Genomic DNA, 20297 nt, shown 5'->3' with positions numbered 1-20297 from the left:
CCTGTTTCTTATTTGTCCTGTTTGCTTCTTGATCCACCACCTACGATTACACCGCGGACTGCCTCGTATGTTTGCTTTACATTGCTTTCGCTTGCGCTGTTTCCTACTGTTGGTTGGCTTCCTGGCAGCATCAACCATCCAGACCAGTTGGGCACAAGAGCAACCTATTGCCGACCGGTTTACCATCCCTACCAGCGATGATGGTTTGCCGGGTGCCGGCCCGATTCGCCGTTATGACTGGTTTCAAAATCTATGGCAGACCAAACGGTCCGCTTGGGCAACTCGCGTTGCGCAAGACCAGCAAGCGGTCGTCTTTCTCGGCGACTCAATCACCCAAGGCTGGGGAGACAACTTTGGTGGCCAATTCGCCCGCATGAAGTGCGCAAACCGCGGTATCAGCGGCGACACCACCCGTGGCATGTTGTTCCGCCTCGAGGAAGATGTGCTGGCGCTCAATCCCAGCTGCGTGGTGATGCTAATGGGAACCAACGACCTGGAAGAAGCGGCCACTCCGGAAACGATCGCTGGCAACTTTCAATTAATCCTGGCAGCCATCAAGGCTCACAACCCGCGACTGCCAATCGTGGTTTGCGAGGTCTTTCCAAGTTCGGCGAGCAAAAGGCGCCCGGCCGATAAAATCAAACAACTCAACCAACTTTATTGGCAGGCCGTCAAAGGAGATTCCCAAGTCACTTTCCTGGAAACCTGGAAGCTGTTCGCGGACGAAAGTGGCGATGCCAAAGCGAGCGAATTTCCCGATTCACTGCATCCGAACGAAGCTGGGTACGATAAGTGGGCGGGAGCGTTGCGGCCGATCTTTGCAACTCTAGGCTTTCGCGAAACGAGCCCTGATGATTTCGAATTGGAAACCGACTTTACCAGCCTTTTCAATGGCACAGACCTTACGGGTTGGTGCTATTTGCCAACCCCGGCTGACCAGCGTCAACTCCGCACCCGCATCCACAGTCGCACACCCAACGAGCCGGCGTGGCCCTTGGTGGAAGAACTCGTCGACTTCGCTGGGCAAACCCAGTCCCATGACGGACGTTACCGCGCTATTCATGATCGCCTAGTTGTGACAACTCCGGCGACTGGCAGAGCGATTCAGACTTTATCAACACGCCAAGAATTCCCTGGTGACTTTACTTTGAAATTAGAATTTCGCGCCACGCCAAATGCTGACAGCGGCATATTCTTACGAGGCCGACAATTGCAATGCCGCGATTATCCGCTGGCCGGTCCCTACACGGAGCTAAAAAACTACCGCACGGGAGACTGGAACGAGTTGGTGGTGGTCGTAACCAACAACGTGGCCCACTGCACTTGCAACGGAGAAGTCTTAGAAGCGGCGTTTGAATTGCCGGAATCAGGCCCGATCGGGCTGGAAGGCGATCGCGGGCAAATCGAATATCGCCGGATTCGCATTCTGGCAAGCAGCTAACTCATGCGACTGGCAACCTGACGCTTGAGCGAATCAAGTTCAGCTTGCAGCTCTTCAATACTCTTCGCGGATAACTCTGCCGCAGACGACTGAGGCACACCCAGAATCGACTGCAATGCCCATACACCACTGGCTAATCCACCAGCTAACCCTCGGGCCTCTCCCCGGGCCTCTCCTCGGGCTTCTCCCCGGGCCTCTCCTTGCTTTAGCAATTGATCGGCGACAGAACCCGGCTCCGGCTGAACGGGCCAGAATTCACCGATCATTGCATCCAATTGGCGTTCACCAAGCGTCGGGTTCACTGACATCACATAGGTCCTTATCGTATCCAGTAAATTCTCGACTTGCTCGACCGGAATCACTTGCGACACCGACTCGAAGAGTGCCACCAAAGCTGCTTCCAACCGAGCATCTCTGCCGTATTTTAACAGCGTCAAGGCAATTTGCAAAATTGGCTCGCCCACCATCACTGTGTCGCTCATCCGGCTAATATCCATAATCGCCAACTCCAGACTCGGCACGTACTGTTTCCAATTCTCAGGAACTGGGATCAATTGGCCCAGACTGCGAGGTGCACGCCAAGGACTGACTCCGTTGTAAATGACCCAAGGAATCACCGGCACTAACGGCTGGCGATTGTCCAGCATGTTCTCCCAGATCCGCAAAATATAGCCCAGCATCTGGATCAGCGTGTGCGGCTCATCCGTGCTCTTGTGGTCGACCAAGACGAAGATGTAAACATGGCTGGAATGCAAACCCAAGCTGCTGACAATCTGCTCGGTTAACTGCACCGAAAACAATCGATCGACGAAGCGACGACGCAAATTGCGGTCAATGAAGCTGGTGTCGACCGGTTGCAAAGTCTCCATCTGTAGGTGTTCAGCGATTTCGCCTGGCAGATGGCGGGTAAGCAGGTCGCGAGCAGCATCGATCTGCTGCAATGTCTGATTGATCAGCCGATCATGGGGCGACTGCAAGCGCTCTTCCGCTTGATCGCTGCCAGAGTCATCAACCGCATCAGCCGCATTCCTGGGGGTCGTCATTTGGCGCTCGCCACAACAGGTTGCCGGTATCCATCGCACCCCATGATCTTGAGCTATGTGCGAACCGGGTGCAACGTGCGTGTGGATAACGCTCAAGGCGCTCCGGCGGTCTCTTCGTAGATCGGCAAGTGGCGATAATAGACTTCGAGGCTGAGCAGATTCATCGAAGTCACGTAAATTCGCCCCGCATAGCGGGCCCAGCGATCGGCAACCGGGGCGACTGGGTCCCAGCTACCCGCATTGGGGCCTTCCTTTTCTTGACTGCTCACCAAAATCGGATTCAGCTTCGCGTTCCACTGTTCCCAGTGCTCTCCGCCCATGTGAAACATCACTTGCGTGGCGTAGTACCAATAATACGTATCGCGTTGGGCATCACGCCGTGAGCCGATCGCTGGTGGCGACTCGGCCAGATAGTCGGCACCGCGTTGCATCTCGGTGCGGGATCGTTCCCAGCCGAGGTAGAGTCGAGCCAGCAGGCCCACGGCGGTCATCGTGTGGGTTACATTCCAGCCGTGACGCTGTTCATCGGTATCAGGAGCGAGCGGATTGTAGCGATAGCGGGCAGCTTGGGTGGTTCCTTCTTGGGCCAGATTGACCCACTTTTCGATTCCCCGATACGAGCGTTCCGGCACTTTCAAGCCGGCGAGTTCACCACTTTTCAAGGCCATCATCATCCAGCCGGTAACGCTGGTATCGCTGCTTACCCGCGGCTCGTATCGCCAACCACCACCGCGGGGATCTTGGCTGTAAGCGATGAAGTTAATCGCCGCCTGGGCCGGCTGTCTTAGCTCGGGGTCACGCGTCATCCCGTAGGCTTCGCAAAGCGCCAGGGAAGCAATGCCATGGCTGTAGAGCCAAGCGTTACGATCGGAGAGTTTATTTTCGCGTTGGTAAAGGTCACCGTTGGTGCGTTGAATACGCACTAGAAATTCGATTCCCCGAGCCACGGTGTCAGCGTATTGATGCTGCTTGTGCGTATAACCGGCTCCTTGAAAGGCGAGCAGACACAGGCCAGTCGCGGCCGTGTCGCTTTGCATCAACACCTCTTCGCCGTGCCCCTGCAAGGACCAACTGCCGTCTCGGTTTTGTCGCTCGGCCAAATAGGCCAAACCGCGTTCGATCGCTTCTTCGGTTTGCGGACCGACCATCCCGGCCGGAGTGGGCGCGGCGGCGCCGCTGGTTCTTAACGAACGGCGGTCGAAAGGCCGTAAGCCGGCCACCTCACTGCCGGCCGGTGCCACCGGACCTCCCAAATCACGCCGCTTGCGAGGCCGCGAACCGAAATCAACCGAGGCGATCTGGGGTACCGAATCCATCAGCGGAAAGCCGATACGACGCGCTGGATCGGAGGATAAGCCACCGGTCCCCAGCGGCACATCGAGCGCCACGCTGGGAGCGTTCCGGGCCGCCGGCAACGCGCCAGCGTCGACACCCGACGTCGAGCGCGCAGCAACCTCCGCCGCGAAGTCAGCCGGCAAGCGATCCCGATTCGCCGTCGTCGCTGGACCATTCTCATCTCCTTGACCGCCCTGGTTCGTGCCCAGTTGCGGAACCTTCACGGTCGGTCCCCCCAAGACTCCCGGAGCAACCCGGTCGAGCCCCGCGACTTGACGTCGCTGCGGAGTCGATAAAGCCTCACCCCCAGCACTCACGTTAGGCAAACCCGATTGCGGCTGAGCCGCTCGCGCCAACGGGACCGCCGCCGAGACAGGCTCAAACAGATCGTTACTGGGAGCACCACTGCCCAGTGTCGCTGCCGGTTGCAAATTGGCTCCCGCCGAGTTGTTGGTGGGTTCGATCGCAGCGGTCCGCTCGCTGAACGTTCGCCACGCATCGGGCGACTCGCGCGCGATATTGAGCGTGGGTGTCGCCGGTGTAGCACCCGCGGGTGAATTCCTGACCTCACGGCGTCGCGGCGGCTGGACCTGGCTCGCGTCAGCCAAGACACCCAGCCTGGGAAGTTCGCGTTGACGCGGCGCGGGTACATTGGGAACTCGAGATGTCACTTCCGGACTCAACTGAGGTAACTCAGTGGGCGAAGGCCGTGCCAACAAAGCCAACGACGCACCCGAGGTGGAACTCGCTTGAGGTGTTTGGCGAGCGGTCGAACGTTCGAGCGCCGCGGCGGAGGCTGTGGCAGCCGCGGACAGTTCGGGAACGTCCACCGGTGTGATCGGCTGCGGTTCGAGCGGCGGGGAAATCATCCGCCTCGACAACTCCGCCGCACTCTCCGCCGGCATCGGCGGTGCCGTCTCGGTGAACTTTCGAGGAGTCAACGCTGGACGATCTTGAGACTCCAATCGCGGCTCGTCACGCGGCATCTCCAAACGCGTATCGACCGCTTCGATTGGCGGTAGCGAACGATCTGGATCTAACAACTTACGAGCGGTCGTTTTGGCATCCACGGGACGCGACCAATCAGGTTGCTGCTGAGGCCGATCGCTGCGAGTAAACAGATAATCGGGTACCGTCTTGCGGAGCGGAGCACGAATCGGCTGGACACCGGACGTTGGTTGTGGCCAAAAGGGAGCCAAGATCATCCAGTTGAAGGCGGCCAGCAACAGCAGCAAATGGATCCCGATGCTGAGCAAAAAACCCAATTGCAACGACCGCCGCACAAACCGCGAGGCAATGTTGCGAAGTAGCAACGATAGGCCGACCACGCCGAACGGGACCAGCACCGCATAGGTCAACGGGTTGTACAAAATTCTCGGATCGGCGGCATCGAGACGCGTGACCACGGTGTAAATCACCAACCCGCCGAGCGCCGCTAGGGAAATATCGAGCGGCCACATCAACTCCAACGAGGCATCATTGGAATCCGAGTCCAGTTCGCCCAGCGGTTCGTGTAACGGGCTCAGATGTTCGACCATGTTCCCTTAACCGTCGGGTCCCTCCTTGGTGGTCGTCGTGTATTCGGACACGCCGGTGCGATTGCACATGTCCATCACCGAGACAACCGGCTGAAACGGCACGCCCGCGTCGGCGCGAATTACCACCATCTGATTGGTTGGATTGCTGGCCACCGCGCGTCGCAATGTCTCCTCCAGCTCTGCGGGCGAAAGCGCTTTACCATTGACGTAAAAACCGCCCTCGCGATCAATATCGACCATCACCTCACGGGGTCGCTGCGTCATCGGCGTCGCGCTGGTCGCGATCGGCAACTCAATCGGCAAACGCCGTTCCTCTTCATCAAACCGACTGGTGACCAAAAAGAAAATTAGCAATAAAAACACCACGTCGATCAGCGGTGTCAGGCTGAGCGTGCCGGCAGCCGACGAGCGCTTAATTTGAACCGTCATCGCTTCCTCGCAGTCGGCGTCACCGACCTGGTCGCTTCGCTCGAGCTAACACCACTATGCCCAACACCACCATGCCCAACACCTTCATTACCGCGAGCCAACGGCGGAGGGACCGGCGGCAGGGCGGCTCCGTTGCGAGCCGGTTGCAAACGGGCCAGCGAGTCCATTTTGACACGGCCCACGTAATGCTCCAAAGCGGGGGCGAGCGAGAGGGCTAATTTCTCAATGCGGTGGAAAATCTTCGTCAAACGATTCTCCAAGTACTGCGCCAAGATTGCCGCGGGAATGGCCACAGCCAACCCGGCCAGCGTGGTCACCAAAGCGGTGTAGATGCCCTCGGAAAGTTGCTCGCTACGGCTCCGCTCGGCGGTCAACGAAGCGGAATTATGAAACGCCACGATCATGCCCCAAACCGTTCCCAGCAGCCCCATCAACGGTGTCGCGGCGGCGGCCAAGTTCAACCAACGGATTGGCCCCGCGTGCCCGTCCGCTTCGCGCTGTGCCGTCTCCATCCCAGCTTGTTCAATCTCAGCCAGCGGCCGACCGGTCCGCATCAACATCGCGGTGAGCACGTTGGCGGCCGCCGAGGGTTGCGCGCGACACACTTGCATCGCAGCTTCCGCATCCAGTTCACCTTGGCCATCATCGATTAACTTTCGCAACTGCCGCAACAAGCGTCTGGGCAACATGCGACCGCTGCGAAAACTGACGATTCGCTCAACCGCCAAAGTCACCACCAACAGACTCATCAAGCCAATCGGCCACATGAACTTGCCCCCCTGCCCGATCAGAGTGATCAGGTCGATCCCGGTGGGCTGATCGATCGCCGCCTCTGCCGCCTCCGGTTCCGGATTGGCCAAGGCCTGCAAGCGGGCATCCTCATCATCGGCTGAAAGTGATGAATCCCCAGTCACCGCGCCGTCTGCTCCCAGCGGATTTTGAGCCAACGGATTTTGAGCGGAAGCGTTGCCAACGTTGACGACGTGCGCGGTGCAGACGCAGATGAGTAGGACGGCCAGCAGCCAAGTCCATTTCACAGTTAAAAGATTACTCATGCATAGAATCGCTTAGGATTGCTTACAGCCGTTTGAGAACATCAATGCGCTCCCGCGCCCTGGCCGCCAATGCGTGCTGGGAGTGGGTTTCGATAACATATCCATAATACTTGACTGCCAACTCAATCGCTTGCCGACGTTGTTCGCCGTTGTTGCGTTGAACCAACAATTCAGCACACCGTCCCGCCTCAAAGCCACTCTTGGCTTGCCAGTCTCGGATTGGCTCGGCGGCCTGCTCGGCACCAAACCCGTACATCACCTTTTTGAACTCATTGATCGCTTTATCGAGTTCATTCTTTTCGAAGAGGATCTCTCCCAACATAAATCGTGCCCGCGCGGCCGATTCGTTGCGATTATTATTCGCCGCTTGGATGAAAAACTTGACAGCTTCGTCGGTTTTCTTCAGTTGTTGGAAGGCGAAACCGGTTTCGTAATAGACTTGGGGCAGATAATCCGAGGCGGGGTAGCGATTTCGCATCTGATCGTACCACTGCAACGCCTCGTCAAACCGTTTCAATTGGCCGGCGCTTTGCCCACCATGCAAAAAGACTAACTCGCGGACTCGTTTCTCAGCGTCATCCGCAAAGCGACGGTTCTCGCCGTCGACCGTGATGATTTGCTGGCGAGCTTGTTCGTATGCGGTCAAAGCGGCTTGATAGTCGGCTTTGGCAAAGTGGCTCTCTCCGATCATCATCAGCGCGTCGATGTGCAGATTGCCCTCTGGACAGCGACTGGCTTGCTCCTGGAATGTGGCGGCCGCTTGATCATGCTGAGTTTGTTGAAAGTAAGTCCAACCGAGTCGATAGAGTGACTTTTCCAGCAGTGCTTTATCCTCGGTCTGTTGACTAACCCGCAGGTACGCCCGTTCCGCTGCTGCCCAATCTCGCTCGGCATAAGCGGCTTGACCAACGTAGTAACTAGCTTCACTCGCGTGCCGCGATTCGGGAAAACGCTTTACCAGTTGCTCATAAGCTGCGATCGCCGCTTCGTTTTCACTTAACTCGCGCTGCACCGCAGCCAATTCATACAGCACATCATCCAGGGCTGGATAAGCGGGCACGTCAGCCACGATTCTCCGCAAATTTTGCACCGCCTCTCGCGGCCGCGATTGCTGGCGATCGATCAAAGCCAATTCATACAGCCCATGACCCAAGTTGTCACCGCTCGGCTGCATCTCTAAAAAGGCTTGGAAATCAGCAGTCGCGGCAGGCAGCGCAGCGAGTCGACGGTGGCACATGCCGCGCGCCAAGATGCATTCGGCCCGCAACGGGTGTTGATCAAATTGATCGATAAAATCACTCAGCGGTGCGATTGCTTCCTGATGTCGCTGTTCTTGCAACAAAGACCACCCCTTGCCGTAGAGCGCGTATGGCCGCAACACGGGATCGGCTTGTGGGCTCAGCAATTGATCGTACAACTCGATCGCGCGTTCAATCTGCCCCGCATCGGCTGCGTTTTGGGCCAACCGATAGCGAGCTTGGTCGGCTATCGGCGAGCCGGAAAACTCGGCGATAATGCGTTGCCAAGTTTGCGTAGCCGCTGGCAAATCATCGTTGGCCACTTGAGCCGCCGCCATGCGGAACATCATCTCATCACTTCGTGGCCCTTGGGGATTGTCTTTCAGCCCCCGTTGATAAGCCTTGATCGCCTGATCGGGTCGCCCGGCAGCCACGTGACTGTTGCCGATAAGAAAAAATGCTTCCGGCCAATTTGCTTTTGGCAACGTGGGCAGCGATTTCTCCAGCAGACCAATCGCGCCATCATATTTTTTTGCGGCGAAATTGGCCGTCGCGGCCCGCAATGTCCAAAGTGGCAATTGGGGATTGTCAGCAGCGGCGGCAGCCAGCAGCCGATCATAGGCCGAAATCGCCTCAGCTGGTTGACCCGACTGCAAATAGGCCTCCGCCTGCAAATAACTAATGTCAGCAACCAAAGGACTGTCGGCATAACGCGCGGCAAAATTATCCGTCAGCTCGAGCACCCTGGCAGGCTGTCCCAGTTGCAACGCCGTAAACGCCGCGTTGTACAAAATCCGTGGCAGCAAAGGATCATTGGCGGCCCGTTTGATCAACGCTTCGAACTCGGTGAGCGCGGCCGCTTGTTCGCCCTCCAGCAGCGATCGAGCCTCAGCCGCATCGAGCTGTAAAGCCAACGCGTAAGGGCCATCGACTCCTTTGGCAATTTGATCGCGAGCGAATTTATTCGCCTCGGCCGCTTGGCCCTTGCCCAAAGCGATCACGGCCAACCAGTGAGCCGCTTCGGTGGCCGTCGCGCGATCGGCTTGCGCGTCTAAAACGGTTCGAAACTTAGCAGCCGCGGCGACCAAATTGCCCGCCCGAAAAAGACTTTGCGCGGCCGCCATGTTCGCCGATGCGGCCCATGGTGAAGCGGGGAATTCTGCCACCAAACGCTCGTACAACGCGGCCGCTTCCTCTCCCCGGCCAAGCTGGGCTAACACGAAAGCGCGGCGGGAAATGGCCAACGGCAAATCTTCCGACTCCCCCTCTGCGATTACTTCCGCCAACAACCGCTCGGCTTCGGCATAATCTTTCTCCAGCACCAATACTTCGGCCAGTCGCAACCGCACCGTACCAACGAGACGATCCTCAGTGTGCTGGCTAAGTAGACCACGATAAACCCCAATCGCTCGGTCGTACCGTTTCAGCTCTTCCAACGCGACCCCTTTGGAATACATAGCGTCGGCTCGCAGCGACGACTTTTGCCCAGCGGGACTCTTCAGCATCGCGTCATAAGCGGCCACAGCCTGTTCCGATTGGCCCAAACCGTAAAGCGACTCGCCTTGATAAAACAGCGCCCGGTCAGCCAACGGAGTTTTGGGGAATTCCTTCAGCAGCGTTTGAAAAGCGGCCACGGCGCGGCGAAGATTGGCGGCGTCGGGAACTTCGCCGGCGTTCCCCAACGCGTACAGGCACCAACCCAAATTGCTGAGGCTCTCTTCCCGCAGCTCGTGCTTTTTATTCCTCAGAGCTTGCTCAAAAGCCTCCGCAGCTCGCCCGTAGTTGGGCTCTGCCAACTGCATCTGACAGACCCCCAAGTAGTGGGCTGCCTGGGAAGCCAGCGGCTCGTTGGGAAATTCCTTGAGAAACTTTTCCCACTGTTCGCTGGCTAGAGCTAATTCTCCATTATTTTGAAAATTAGCCGCATCGGCGTAGACAGCCAGGGCTTGCTGATTGCCGCCACTCCCTCGCTGAGCCGCCTGATCGCCGGTTCGACCACCGCCGCCGGCCGCCTGGCCCCAAGCTGACCCCAACCAATTGCCGGGAATTGCCAGCCCCAACGAGACCACCATCAACAGGCTGGCCAGCCGCTTGCCGCAAATTATTTCAGGCACTTTACGATCATTCCCGAGTTTACGGAAAGCGATAAACTGATGTTGAGCATGCGAACACATCACGGTAATCCATCCATTATTTCTTGGGCGGCTCACTTGCGGACCAATTTCGAGTAGGCTCTTTCCCGGTAGCAATTAGTTTACCGGGCCCCCGCCACAGCCGAAAGCCAAATGCTGGGCTCATAACTGGCGTGATTTCCTACCCCTTTTACCTATCTCTTCTCTTGTGAAAACATCACTAGTCACCGGCGGTGCCGGATTCATCGGATCGTGCCTCACCGAACGGTTGCTCGAACGGGGAGATCATGTATTGGTTGTCGACGATCTTTCCACCGGAAGGTCGGACAATTTGCGAAATGTTCGCCAGCATCCACGTTTTGAGTTCATCGAAGGGTCGATTGCCGACGCCGAATTGTCGGCCCGCTTGGTCGATCGAGCCGATGAGGTGTATCACTTGGCAGCCGCCGTGGGTGTCGCCCTGATCGCCGCCCAACCGATTCAAACCATCGAACGTAACATTTATCCTACGCAATTGATCCTCGATCGGCTGGGGGCGCGGCAGCGGGCGGGCGATTCGGTGCGTTGTTTTATTGCCAGCACGAGTGAGGTTTACGGTAAAAATCCCAAATCGGTTTGGCAAGAAGAAGACGACTTGGTCTTCGGGTCGACAACGAAGTGTCGCTGGAGTTACGGAGCCAGCAAAGCGATTGATGAATTCTTGGCGTTAGCTTTTCATCGCCAGTACCAGTTACCAGTGGTGATTGGACGGTTTTTCAATGTCGTGGGCCCCCGGCAAACGGGCGCTTACGGGATGGTTTTGCCCCGTTTTATCGAAGCCGCCCTGCAAGGCAATCCGCTGGTGGTGCATGACGACGGCCAGCAGGTCCGCTGTTTTGCCCACGTCAATGATGTGGTCGGCGCCGTTGTCGCACTAATGGAAAAGCCAACCGCCCAGGGCAAGGTTTACAACATCGGCAGCGATCAGCCCGTTTCGATCCTGGAATTGGCCGAATTAGTGCGGGAACGAGTCAATCCGGCGGCCGAAGTCCAATTTCAGACGTACGCGGACGCCTACGATGCTTCGTTCGAAGATATTCGCCGTCGCGTCCCCGATCTGACGCGAATCCGCGAGACCATCGGTTACGCGCCGACTTATGACCTGCCAGCGATCATCGACTCGGTCGCCGAGGCCAAACGTGCGGGCTAGCCATGCCTTCACCAAAGTGGTGGACGGCCTCAGAGAGGGCGTTGTCACTCTTCTATGCTATTCGTGCTGATCCCCAGGTTAATCATTTTGGAGATTCTGATTGGACGATACGTTGCCACCATGGCTCAATGAACGCTTGCGTTGGGAGCGTCCTCCGGGCTCATCCCAGCTCAGCGGTCCCTATGTGCTGTATTGGATGCACAATGCGTTGCGAGCTCATGAAAATCCAGCGTTGGATGTGGCAATATGTCTGTCGCGTCAACATCAGATTCCGTTGCTTGTGTACCAAGGGCTGTGTGAGAAATACCCCTACGCGTCGGACCGACATCACGCCTTTATCTTGCAGGGCGCACGTTGCGTGCAGCGACAATTGGCAGCCCGAGGCATCCGTTACGTTTTCCATCTGCAGCATCGTGGCGACCGCGGCCCGTATTTAAAACAGCTGGTTCGCGAAGCCGCTTTGGTGGTCACCGAGGATGTGCCGGTGGAGCCACTGGTGGGCTGGCTGGAACGCCTTTCGAGCACCACTGAGACGCCCCTGCTGACGGTCGACACCAGTTGCGTGGTGCCCCTGCCGCTGCTCGCCAAAGCCTACACGCGGGCCTTTGAATTTCGCCGCGCGACTGAACAAGAATACGCTCGGCGGTTGCCGCTGGAGTGGACCGAGCAACCGGTCGATTGCCCGCAGTACGACGGCCCCCTGCCCATGCAGCCGCTCGATCTGCAAGACGTTGATTTGGCCAAGTTAATCGGCCAGTGTGACATCGATCACGGCATCGCCCCGGTGATCGACACCCCCGGTGGCACGCGCGCCGGCTATCGACGCTGGGAAACATTCAAAGCGGAAGGGCTGCGGTACTACGCGCGGCGGCGAAACGACGCGGCCAGCCAACCATCGAGCCGGCTGAGTGCTTACTTGCATTACGGCATGGTCAGCCCGCTGCGAATCGCTCGCGAAGCCCAACTGTTGAGCGAGCAGGATCAGGCTAATTCAGCCGGTGCTAAGAAATACCTCGACGAACTATTAATTTGGCGTGAATTAGCACACAGCTTTTGCTACCACCACCGGCACGAGCTGGACAGTTTTGACGCTCTACCCAAGTGGGCGCAGACCTCGCTCGAAGAACATGCGACCGACCATCGCGAAGTCGATTACAGCTGGGAGCGGCTCAGTCGTGGACACAGCGACCACCCGCTCTGGGATGCTTGCCAACGCAGTCTGATCAAACATGGTGAACTGCACAACAACGTGCGGATGACATGGGGAAAAGCGTTCTTGCCTTGGGTGCGTTCCCCACATCGCGCGTTGAGCATGATGATTGACCTGAATCATCGTTACGCGCTCGACGGCCGCGGTGCTTGCAGTTACGGCGGTCTGCTGTGGTGTTTGGGTCAGTTCGATCGCCCCTTCTCACCACCGCAAGAAATTTTTGGCACGATTCGGCCCCGCCCGCTCGACGAACATGCCAAACGATTGGACCTCAAGCGGTTCGTCAAATTGGTCGACCGACCGATCACTAGTTTTCCGGCCAAAGTGGCCGTGATCGGCGCTGGAGTGGGCGGTTTGGTGGCGGCCCGGACTTTAACCGACCATGGTCTCGACGTTACCGTGTTCGACAAATCACGTGGTGTCGGTGGGCGGTTAGCGACGCGGCGAGCTCCTTCGGGGGTCTTCTTCGATCACGGAGCACAATACTTTACGGTCCGCGACGGTCGTTTCGCCCGCTATGTCTCCTCCTGGCTGGAGCGAGGACTCGTGCAAGCTTGGGACGGACGCATCGTCGAGATTCGCAATGGCCAAGTCGGTGCGGATAAAAGCGAACCGATCCGCTACGTGGGCGCGCCGGCGATGAATTCGATCGCCCAGCACTTGGCGGCCGACATCAAGCTGCAACGGGAAACGCGGGTGGCCACTGTTCAAGGGCAACCAGGCGCTTGGCAATTGGTGGCCGATGATGGCCGCGAGCTGGGCACCTATGATTATGTGTTGCTGAACTGCCCTCCCCGGCAGACACTCGACCTGCTGCCACCCGGGACGATGCTAGCCGAGCAAATATCCAGCGTGGAGATGGATCCCTGTTGGGCCGTGTTGGTGGAACTGGAAAGTCCCTTGGAACTCGATTTCGACGCCGCTTTCGTGCACGACAGCCCGCTGGCTTGGATCGCTCGCGACAGTTCCAAGCCGGGACGTCCAGCGGGGATCAGTTGGGTGATGCACGCCTCGGGAACGTGGAGCCGCAATCATCTGGAGGAAGAGTCCGATGAAGTGTTGGCGAAACTGTTGGACGCTTTTTCCGACGCCACGGGCGAGATGATTGGCGCTCCCATCACCCTGGCCGCGCATCGCTGGCGATACGCCAAACCGACCCGCCCGCTTGAGCAACCATGTGTTTGGGACGCCCCGCACCAACTGGGCGTCTGCGGCGATTGGTGCGGTGGGCCGAGACTCGAAGGAGCGTTCCTCAGCGGTCAAGCTTTGGCGGGCGCCTTGCTGCGGCATTTAACAATCGACCGCAGCGTTAAATCATTGTAAAACGATTGTCCTCAATCGCTCGCAAACAATGTAGAGCGATTGTCCCCAATCGCTTGCAGCAATACAAACAGCTGGGACAGCAGTTCTACAATACAAACAGCTGGGACAGCAGTTCTACAATACAAACAGCTGGGACAGCAGTTCTACAATACAAACAGCTGGGACAGCAGTTCTACAATACAAACAGCTGGGACAGCAGTTCTACAATACAAACAGCTGGGACAGCGGTTCTACAATACAAACAGCTGGGACAGCGGTTCTACAATTCCTACACCGGCGGCTCTTTATAGTCGATCGGGTCTTGCTCAAAAGCACCTTGTTGCGTGTCCATCAAAATCCGATTGACAGCGTTTAGCATCGCCAAAATCGTAGACTCGACCGTGTCGGTGCTGGCCCCCACGCCACGGTACGAGCGACCGCGATGGGAGACTTCCAAGTTCACTTCGCCGATCGCGTCGCGGCCCAAGGTGGCGCTGCGAACTCGATAGTCCTTGCAAACCACCTCCACGCCGGTCAACCGCTCGACGGCCCAAAAAGCCGCGTCGATGGGTCCATCCCCTTGCTCGGCCACCACGCTGGAAACTTCTCCGCGGTGCCGCAGGGTCAGCTTGACGCGGGGCATTCCGGTCCGCGAACTGGTCGATTCAAAATCGACCAACGACCATTCCTCCGCTACTCCTCCGCTGATTTGTTGTTGCACCAAGGCCATGATATCGCCGTCGTAGATTTCCTTTTTCTTATCAGCCAAATCTTTAAAACGTTCAAACACATCTTGCAGTTGTTCGCCCGTCAATTGATAGCCCAGCGTACGAGCTCGGTCCGCCAAAGCTGCCCGCCCGCTGTGTTTGCCTAACACCAAATCGGTCTTTGGCACACCCACGTCCGCTGGTGACATAATCTCATAAGTTGAACGTTCTTTGAGCATCCCATCTTGATGGATCCCCGCTTCGTGGGCAAAAGCATTCCGGCCCACAATCGCTTTGTTGCGCTGCACGCTAATGCCCGTCGTCTTGCTGACCAAGCGACTGGCCGGGACCAAACGCTGCGTTTGAATATTCGTTTCGCAATGATAAAAATCGGCGCGGGTGCGGAGCGCCATCACCACTTCCTCCAAAGCCGCGTTACCAGCCCGTTCTCCGATACCATTGACGGTGCATTCAATCTGCCCAGCCCCCGCCGAAACGGCTGCCAAGCTGTTTGCCACGGCCAATCCCAAGTCATCGTGACAATGGATGCTGATCACCGCGCGGTCGATGTTGGGAACTCGCTCGCGGAGCATGCGAATCCGATCATAGACTTCACCGGGTGTGGCATAGCCAACCGTATCGGGAATGTTGATCGTGGTCGCTCCCGCGGCAATCGCCGCCTCGACCACGCGACAGAGGAAATCGTGTTCGGTGCGACAGGCATCCTCGGGCGAGAACTCGACGTCGTCACAATAGTTCGCTGCCCGCTGGACGCCGGCCACCGCCCGCGCCACGATTTCGTCGGTCGACATTCGCAACTTGAACTCGCGATGAATCGCGCTGGTGGCCAAGAACACGTGGATCCGCGGTTGCGGAGCCAATTTCAAAGCCTCCCAAGCGCGATCGATATCCTTGTCGTTGCACCTGGCCAAGCCGCAGACGACCGCGCCCCGCACGTTGGCGGCAATCTTCTGCACCGCTTCAAAGTCCCCCGGCGAAGCGATCGGAAAACCAGCCTCAATGATGTCCACCCCCAGTTCCACCAACATTTGAGCGACTTCCAGCTTCTCATTCAGATTCATGCTGGCCCCGGGCGATTGCTCGCCGTCGCGGAGCGTCGTGTCAAATATCTTAATGTTTCGACTGGCTTGCGGTTCCGCGTCGGGCTGGGCCCCCTGAGTCTCGACAGACATGGTCTCGGTTACTCCTGAGAAAAATTGGCGGCGGTCATCAGCCGAGCAAAGGTACGAAAAAACCCCGACGCTCGGCAATGGACCGGGCGTCGGGGTGTTGTAATTTCGGCAGTTTTTCGAATTAGCCGCGAGCTCAAACCCCTATCGCTGGTCCACACAGGGACTAAGGCGAATAATCGGTAGGGCTAGTAGTTGCGACATGTAATTAAATTAGACAGTTAGGCTGCGAAGGTCAAGCACTCCGGCATGATTCAGGAGTCACCGAGTGCACGACCAACAAGTTATGGGCGTTGTGGAGGACGGAATTTCCGGTCACAAACACGATCCGATCCCCCGGTTTCGCCAATCCATTTTCCCAAGCTCCGCGGCTGATCTCGGCAAACAACTCGTCACCATCGTCCAATTGGCGAACGCGACAAGGTTTGATCCCCCAAAATATTGTCATCCGCCGCAGGGTCTCTTCGTTATCGCTGGCACCGATCGTGGGAATCAGCGACCTTTGATTGCTTTTGACCCAAGCGGTCCCGCCGCTGCGAGTGGCGATCACGATCATTTTGGCCTGAATCGCCTCGGCGATCGAGGTGGCTCCGAAAGCGACCGCCGATGTGACCGCGTGCACCCGTTTGATCTCACCGCGTGAAACTTGCAAAACGTTGTGCATTAACTCCCGCTCGGTGTGAATCATGATCCGGTTCATGGTGTCGACAGCCTCCACCGGATAATCGCCGATCGCCGTCTCACCACTCAACATGCAGGCATCGGCACCATCTAGAATCGCGTTCGCCACGTCGCTGGCCTCGGCTCGCGTGGGCCGACGATTGTGGTGCATCGATTCCAACATTTGCGTCGCCACGATCACCGGCTTGAGCTTCTCGCGACAGACGCGAATAATCCGCTTCTGCGCCACGGGGGTTTCGGCAACATCAATTTCAACCCCCAAATCACCGCGAGCCACCATCACGCCGTCCGCCGCATCGACGATCGCTTCCAAATCATCGAGCGCCTCGCGCTTTTCAATTTTAGCCACCACCAAAGCGTGTGATTCATAGCTAGTTAACAAATTCTTTAGCGATCGCACATCTTCCGCCGAGCGGACGAAACTCAAACTAATAAAGTCGATGCCAACCTTGGCACCCCAGATTGCGTTGTCCACGTCGCTGGGACGCATCGACGAGACGCTCAGCGCCACCCCGGGAAGATTAATCCCCTGACGACTGCGAATTTCACCACCACCGGTCACGCGGCAATGAGCCCGATCCGGGGTCACCGCGGTGACTTCGAGTGCCACCGTACCGTCGGCCAGCATCACCCGGTTGCCCACCTTCAGCTCGTCAATCAGCCGCGTGTAGGCCGACGTTAACTCGTGCGATTCCGTGGCCACATCCCCGCGGACGAACGTCAATTCCATGCCCACTTCGCAAGGCAGCGGGTCGGTCAACAGCGTCCCCAACCGCAATTTGGGCCCAGCCAGATCGAGCAACACGCCGACCTGATACCCAGTCAGCACGGCCGCTTCGCGGATCGCTGCCAAAATTCTCTCGTGAGATTCACGATTCCCATGAGCACTGTTGATGCGAAAAATGTCAGCCCCGTGCTCAATCAACGTGACCAGCTTTTCCACTGTATCACAAGCCGGTCCGACTGTGCAGACAATCTTTGTGTTGGCTTCGCCAAGGTTAGGTCGGGGCATGAGCTGGCATCAGTCGGTGGAAGGATCGGCAAAAAATTTAGCGTTTGGTATTTGATCGTTCGTTATGTTGTCAGGTGATAACGAGGGACGGCTAACATCCCACATTCATTTATCGTGTTTCCAACAACTCGGGGAACGCTGGAACCCCGCTGGCTGTTATCTTCGCTAATACCGTTAAACACGACAAGACTAGCAACGTCGCACACACTGCCACCGCGACACCCACCGCTGGGCCATTGGTTTCGCGTAATCAATTCGACTAGACTGCAGCCAGCAATCGCGTCTGATCAATGAGATGGACATCGAACCATTGCAGGAAACAACCCATGAAGCGACCGATCGAGCAAAACGAACGACGGAATTTCCTCAAGCAGTCAAGCTTGGTGGCGCTGGCCGGATCCAGCAGTCTGGCGGGTTTCCAGCAATCGGCCGCTGCCTCCCAGCAACCAGCCCAAGAGTCTTCCCAGCTAACAGAGCAACCTGCTGGGCCACGCATTGGCTCGATCGGCACCGGTAGCCGCTGGCAATCGGTCGCTCGCAGCGCCATGCAATTTGGCCAGCTCGTCGCGATTTGCGACGTCGATCAACGGCACTTGGCTGCCGCCGCGAAAGCTGTCGAGCAACAGCAAGGCCTGGCCCCCGACACCTATCAAGACCATGCCGAATTGCTGGCTCGCGACGACATCGATGTGGTCACGATCGTGACGCCCGATCACTGGCACGCGAATCTTGCCATCGCGGCCATGCGAGCCGGCAAAGATGTCTATTGTGAAAAACCTCTCACGTTGACGATTGAAGAGGGCAACCAGATCATCCGCGCGCTGGAGCAGACCGGTCGTGTCTTTCAAGTTGGCACGCAACAGCGGAGCGAATTCGGGCAACGCTTTCTGCAAGCCGTGGCGATCTGCCAAGCGGGTCGTTTGGGCAAAATTACTAAAGTGACTTGCGGCATTGGCGGAGCACCCGCCAGCGACAGCATTCCCCCGGTGGAACCTCCCCCCGAGCTGAACTGGGAGGGTTGGCAAGGCCCAGCTCCGCAGGCCGAATTTCGTTTTCAGAAACGCGATAAGGGTCGCCCGGCGACTCGCTGTCATTACGAATTTCGCTGGTGGTACGAATATAGTGGCGGCAAAATGACCGATTGGGGCGCGCACCACGTCGACATTGCCCAGTGGGCCATCGGGGCGGCAGATACGGGCCCGCTGCGAATCACTCCCAAACAAGTGACCCACCCGGTGCCGCTCGATGCCGACGGCATGCCTACCGATCCCAGTCGCTACAACACGGCAACCTCATTTACCGTCGAGTGCGAATTCCCCAGCGGCGTGATCATGGAGATTACCAGCCAAGGGCGCAACGGCATCCTGTTCGAGGGCGAGCAAGGCAAACTGTTCGTCAACCGCGGCAGCATCAGCGGTAGCGCGGTCGAAGCGCTCGCCACGCAACCGTTGCCCGCCGACGCCATCGAGTTGCTGTACCGCGGCAAACCTACCAGCCAGCACGCTCACATGGCAAACTTTTTTGCTTGCCGCGAAGCCAGGGTCCAGCCGATCAGTGACGTCTACTCGCATCACCGCGCGATGACGACTTGCCACTTGGCAAACATTGCCATGCGGTTGGGTCGTGAACTCAAATGGGACCCCGACGCGCAGACCATCGTCGATGATCAACAAGCCCAAGCGATGCAGTCGCGTCAAACTCGCGCGGGCTATGAGCTCCAAGCATAAATGGTCCCCACCGCAATGCGCTCCTCCACAGACTCGCCAACAGGCAAATCTCCAACAGGCGAATCTCCCGATTCTGCTCCTCCGGTAGCCCTGGTCACCGGCGGCTCAGCCGGTTTGGGGCTGGAGATTGCCGTGGCCTTACGGCAAGCCGGTTATCGAGTGGCGATCGTGGGCCGCGATGCGACGAAGCTAAGCACAGCGGCAGCCGCGATTAAAGCCCGTGCGGCGGGCAAGCAAGCTGTTGCTGGCGATCAAGTGTTGACTTGCCGCGCCGACTTGGCGGAAGCGGTGGAAGCGGAGCGTGCGATCGCCGAGGTGATTGCCCAGTGGCAACAATTGGACTTGATAGTCAACAACATCGGCAGCAGCGACCGGGGTTTTGTCGCCGACTTGGAGGTGGCGCGTTTGAGCGAAGTGATCGCGGCCAACGTAGTGCCAATGCTGTGCACCAGCCGCGCCGCCCTACCTCATTTAGAACAGAGTCGCGGGGTGATCATCAACATTGGTTCTTTAGCGGCAAAAGTTGGCGCGCGCTATTTGGGTGCCTATCCAGCAGCCAAACATGCCCTGGCCGGGCTGACCCAGCAAATGCGACTGGAGTGGCGCGCCCGCGGTGTGCACGTCGGCTTGATCAACCCCGGCCCGATTCGTCGCGACGACGCCGGCCAACGCTATGCCCAGCGGATTGAAGCTGCTTCACAACCGGCCGTCGGGGTGACCAATGACGCGGTAAATGGTGCGACTGAGGGTGCGGCCCAAGAACGGCAGCGATTACCACCGCAAGCCAACCTGCCGGGCGGCGGCACCAAAGTCAAAGGACTTGATCCGGCCCGGGTGGCGGCGGCGGTCGTGCGGATGGCCCGCCGCCGCAGCCCCGACATGATGCTCCCCGGCCACCTCCGACCGCTGGTCGCCATCGGCCACCTCTGGCCAGCACTGGGCGATTGGCTATTACTGAAGTTCACCAGCATCAAAAAATAAAGCCTCAGTTACAAAGACTCCAACTAGTCTGCCTCGTATCGTGAAAAGCGATCGCCCGTTAGCCGTTTGGCCGCTAGGCCGCGGTTC

The 20297-nt window shown here is 58.0% G+C and carries 12 protein-coding genes; 5 read left to right on the top strand and 7 right to left on the bottom strand.

All coding sequences use genetic code 11. The annotated features are described in order from the left end of the window. The first annotated feature begins 67 nt into the window (after positions 1 to 67). On the top strand, positions 68 to 1441 hold the full coding sequence (locus SH139x_RS03615) for a GDSL-type esterase/lipase family protein (RefSeq protein WP_488353922.1): 1374 nt from the start codon (positions 68 to 70) through the stop codon (positions 1439 to 1441). On the opposite strand, the gene SH139x_RS03610 is transcribed toward SH139x_RS03615, so the two are convergent. The 5 genes from SH139x_RS03610 to SH139x_RS03590 all read right to left on the bottom strand — a co-directional run bounded on the left by SH139x_RS03610 (position 1438) and on the right by SH139x_RS03590 (position 10193). Beyond that, positions 1438 to 2484 carry an Rpn family recombination-promoting nuclease/putative transposase gene (locus tag SH139x_RS03610; protein WP_488353921.1) on the bottom strand — a complete coding sequence of 349 codons (1047 nt, stop codon included), beginning with the start codon at positions 2482 to 2484 and terminating at the stop codon, positions 1438 to 1440. The two genes, SH139x_RS03615 and SH139x_RS03610, sit on opposite strands and share 4 nt — an antisense overlap. A 92-nt stretch (positions 2485 to 2576) precedes the next feature. Next, positions 2577 to 5357 (bottom strand): prenyltransferase/squalene oxidase repeat-containing protein, encoded by a 2781-nt coding sequence (locus SH139x_RS03605; protein WP_488353920.1) that lies wholly within the window; start codon positions 5355 to 5357, stop codon positions 2577 to 2579. A 6-nt stretch (positions 5358 to 5363) separates the two neighbouring features. Further along, positions 5364 to 5786: an ExbD/TolR family protein gene (locus tag SH139x_RS03600; protein WP_488353919.1), complete on the bottom strand. Its 423-nt coding sequence runs from the start codon at positions 5784 to 5786 to the stop codon at positions 5364 to 5366. After that, complete coding sequence (locus SH139x_RS03595) at positions 5783 to 6841, bottom strand: MotA/TolQ/ExbB proton channel family protein (RefSeq protein WP_488353918.1); 1059 nt, start codon at positions 6839 to 6841, stop codon at positions 5783 to 5785. The genes SH139x_RS03600 and SH139x_RS03595 overlap by 4 nt, the downstream gene beginning before the upstream one ends. A 22-nt stretch (positions 6842 to 6863) precedes the next feature. Next, positions 6864 to 10193 carry a tetratricopeptide repeat protein gene (locus tag SH139x_RS03590; protein WP_488353917.1) on the bottom strand — a complete coding sequence of 1110 codons (3330 nt, stop codon included), beginning with the start codon at positions 10191 to 10193 and terminating at the stop codon, positions 6864 to 6866. Between the two features lie 226 nt (positions 10194 to 10419). Here SH139x_RS03590 and SH139x_RS03585 point away from each other — a divergent pair, with 226 nt between their 5' ends. Next, complete coding sequence (locus tag SH139x_RS03585; protein ID WP_488353916.1) at positions 10420 to 11400, top strand: GDP-mannose 4,6-dehydratase; 981 nt, start codon at positions 10420 to 10422, stop codon at positions 11398 to 11400. 100 nt (positions 11401 to 11500) lie between these two features. Beyond that, positions 11501 to 13933, top strand: a complete 2433-nt coding sequence (locus SH139x_RS03580) for an FAD-dependent oxidoreductase (RefSeq protein WP_488353915.1) — start codon at positions 11501 to 11503, stop codon at positions 13931 to 13933. Between the two features lie 268 nt (positions 13934 to 14201). Here SH139x_RS03580 and SH139x_RS03575 read toward each other — a convergent pair whose 3' ends face one another. Together SH139x_RS03575 and pyk are read right to left on the bottom strand one after the other, a co-directional pair. After that, complete coding sequence (locus SH139x_RS03575; RefSeq protein ID WP_488353914.1) at positions 14202 to 15812, bottom strand: 2-isopropylmalate synthase; 1611 nt, start codon at positions 15810 to 15812, stop codon at positions 14202 to 14204. 232 nt (positions 15813 to 16044) lie between these two features. Further along, positions 16045 to 17502 (bottom strand): pyruvate kinase, encoded by a 1458-nt coding sequence (gene pyk / locus SH139x_RS03570; protein WP_488353913.1) that lies wholly within the window; start codon positions 17500 to 17502, stop codon positions 16045 to 16047. A gap of 326 nt (positions 17503 to 17828) precedes the next feature. Here pyk and SH139x_RS03565 point away from each other — a divergent pair, with 326 nt between their 5' ends. Further along, positions 17829 to 19229, top strand: coding sequence for a Gfo/Idh/MocA family protein (locus tag SH139x_RS03565; protein ID WP_488353912.1), 1401 nt, complete (start codon positions 17829 to 17831; stop codon positions 19227 to 19229). Positions 19230 to 19244: 15 nt separating this feature from the next. Further along, on the top strand, positions 19245 to 20210 hold the full coding sequence (locus SH139x_RS03560; RefSeq protein WP_488353911.1) for an SDR family NAD(P)-dependent oxidoreductase: 966 nt from the start codon (positions 19245 to 19247) through the stop codon (positions 20208 to 20210). Positions 20211 to 20297 lie beyond the last annotated feature (87 nt).

Source organism: Kothea flammea (genome assembly GCF_052161645.1).
Taxonomy (GTDB): domain Bacteria; phylum Planctomycetota; class Planctomycetia; order Pirellulales; family Pirellulaceae; genus Laterigemmans.
This window is presented reverse-complemented; position numbering and strand designations above follow the sequence as displayed.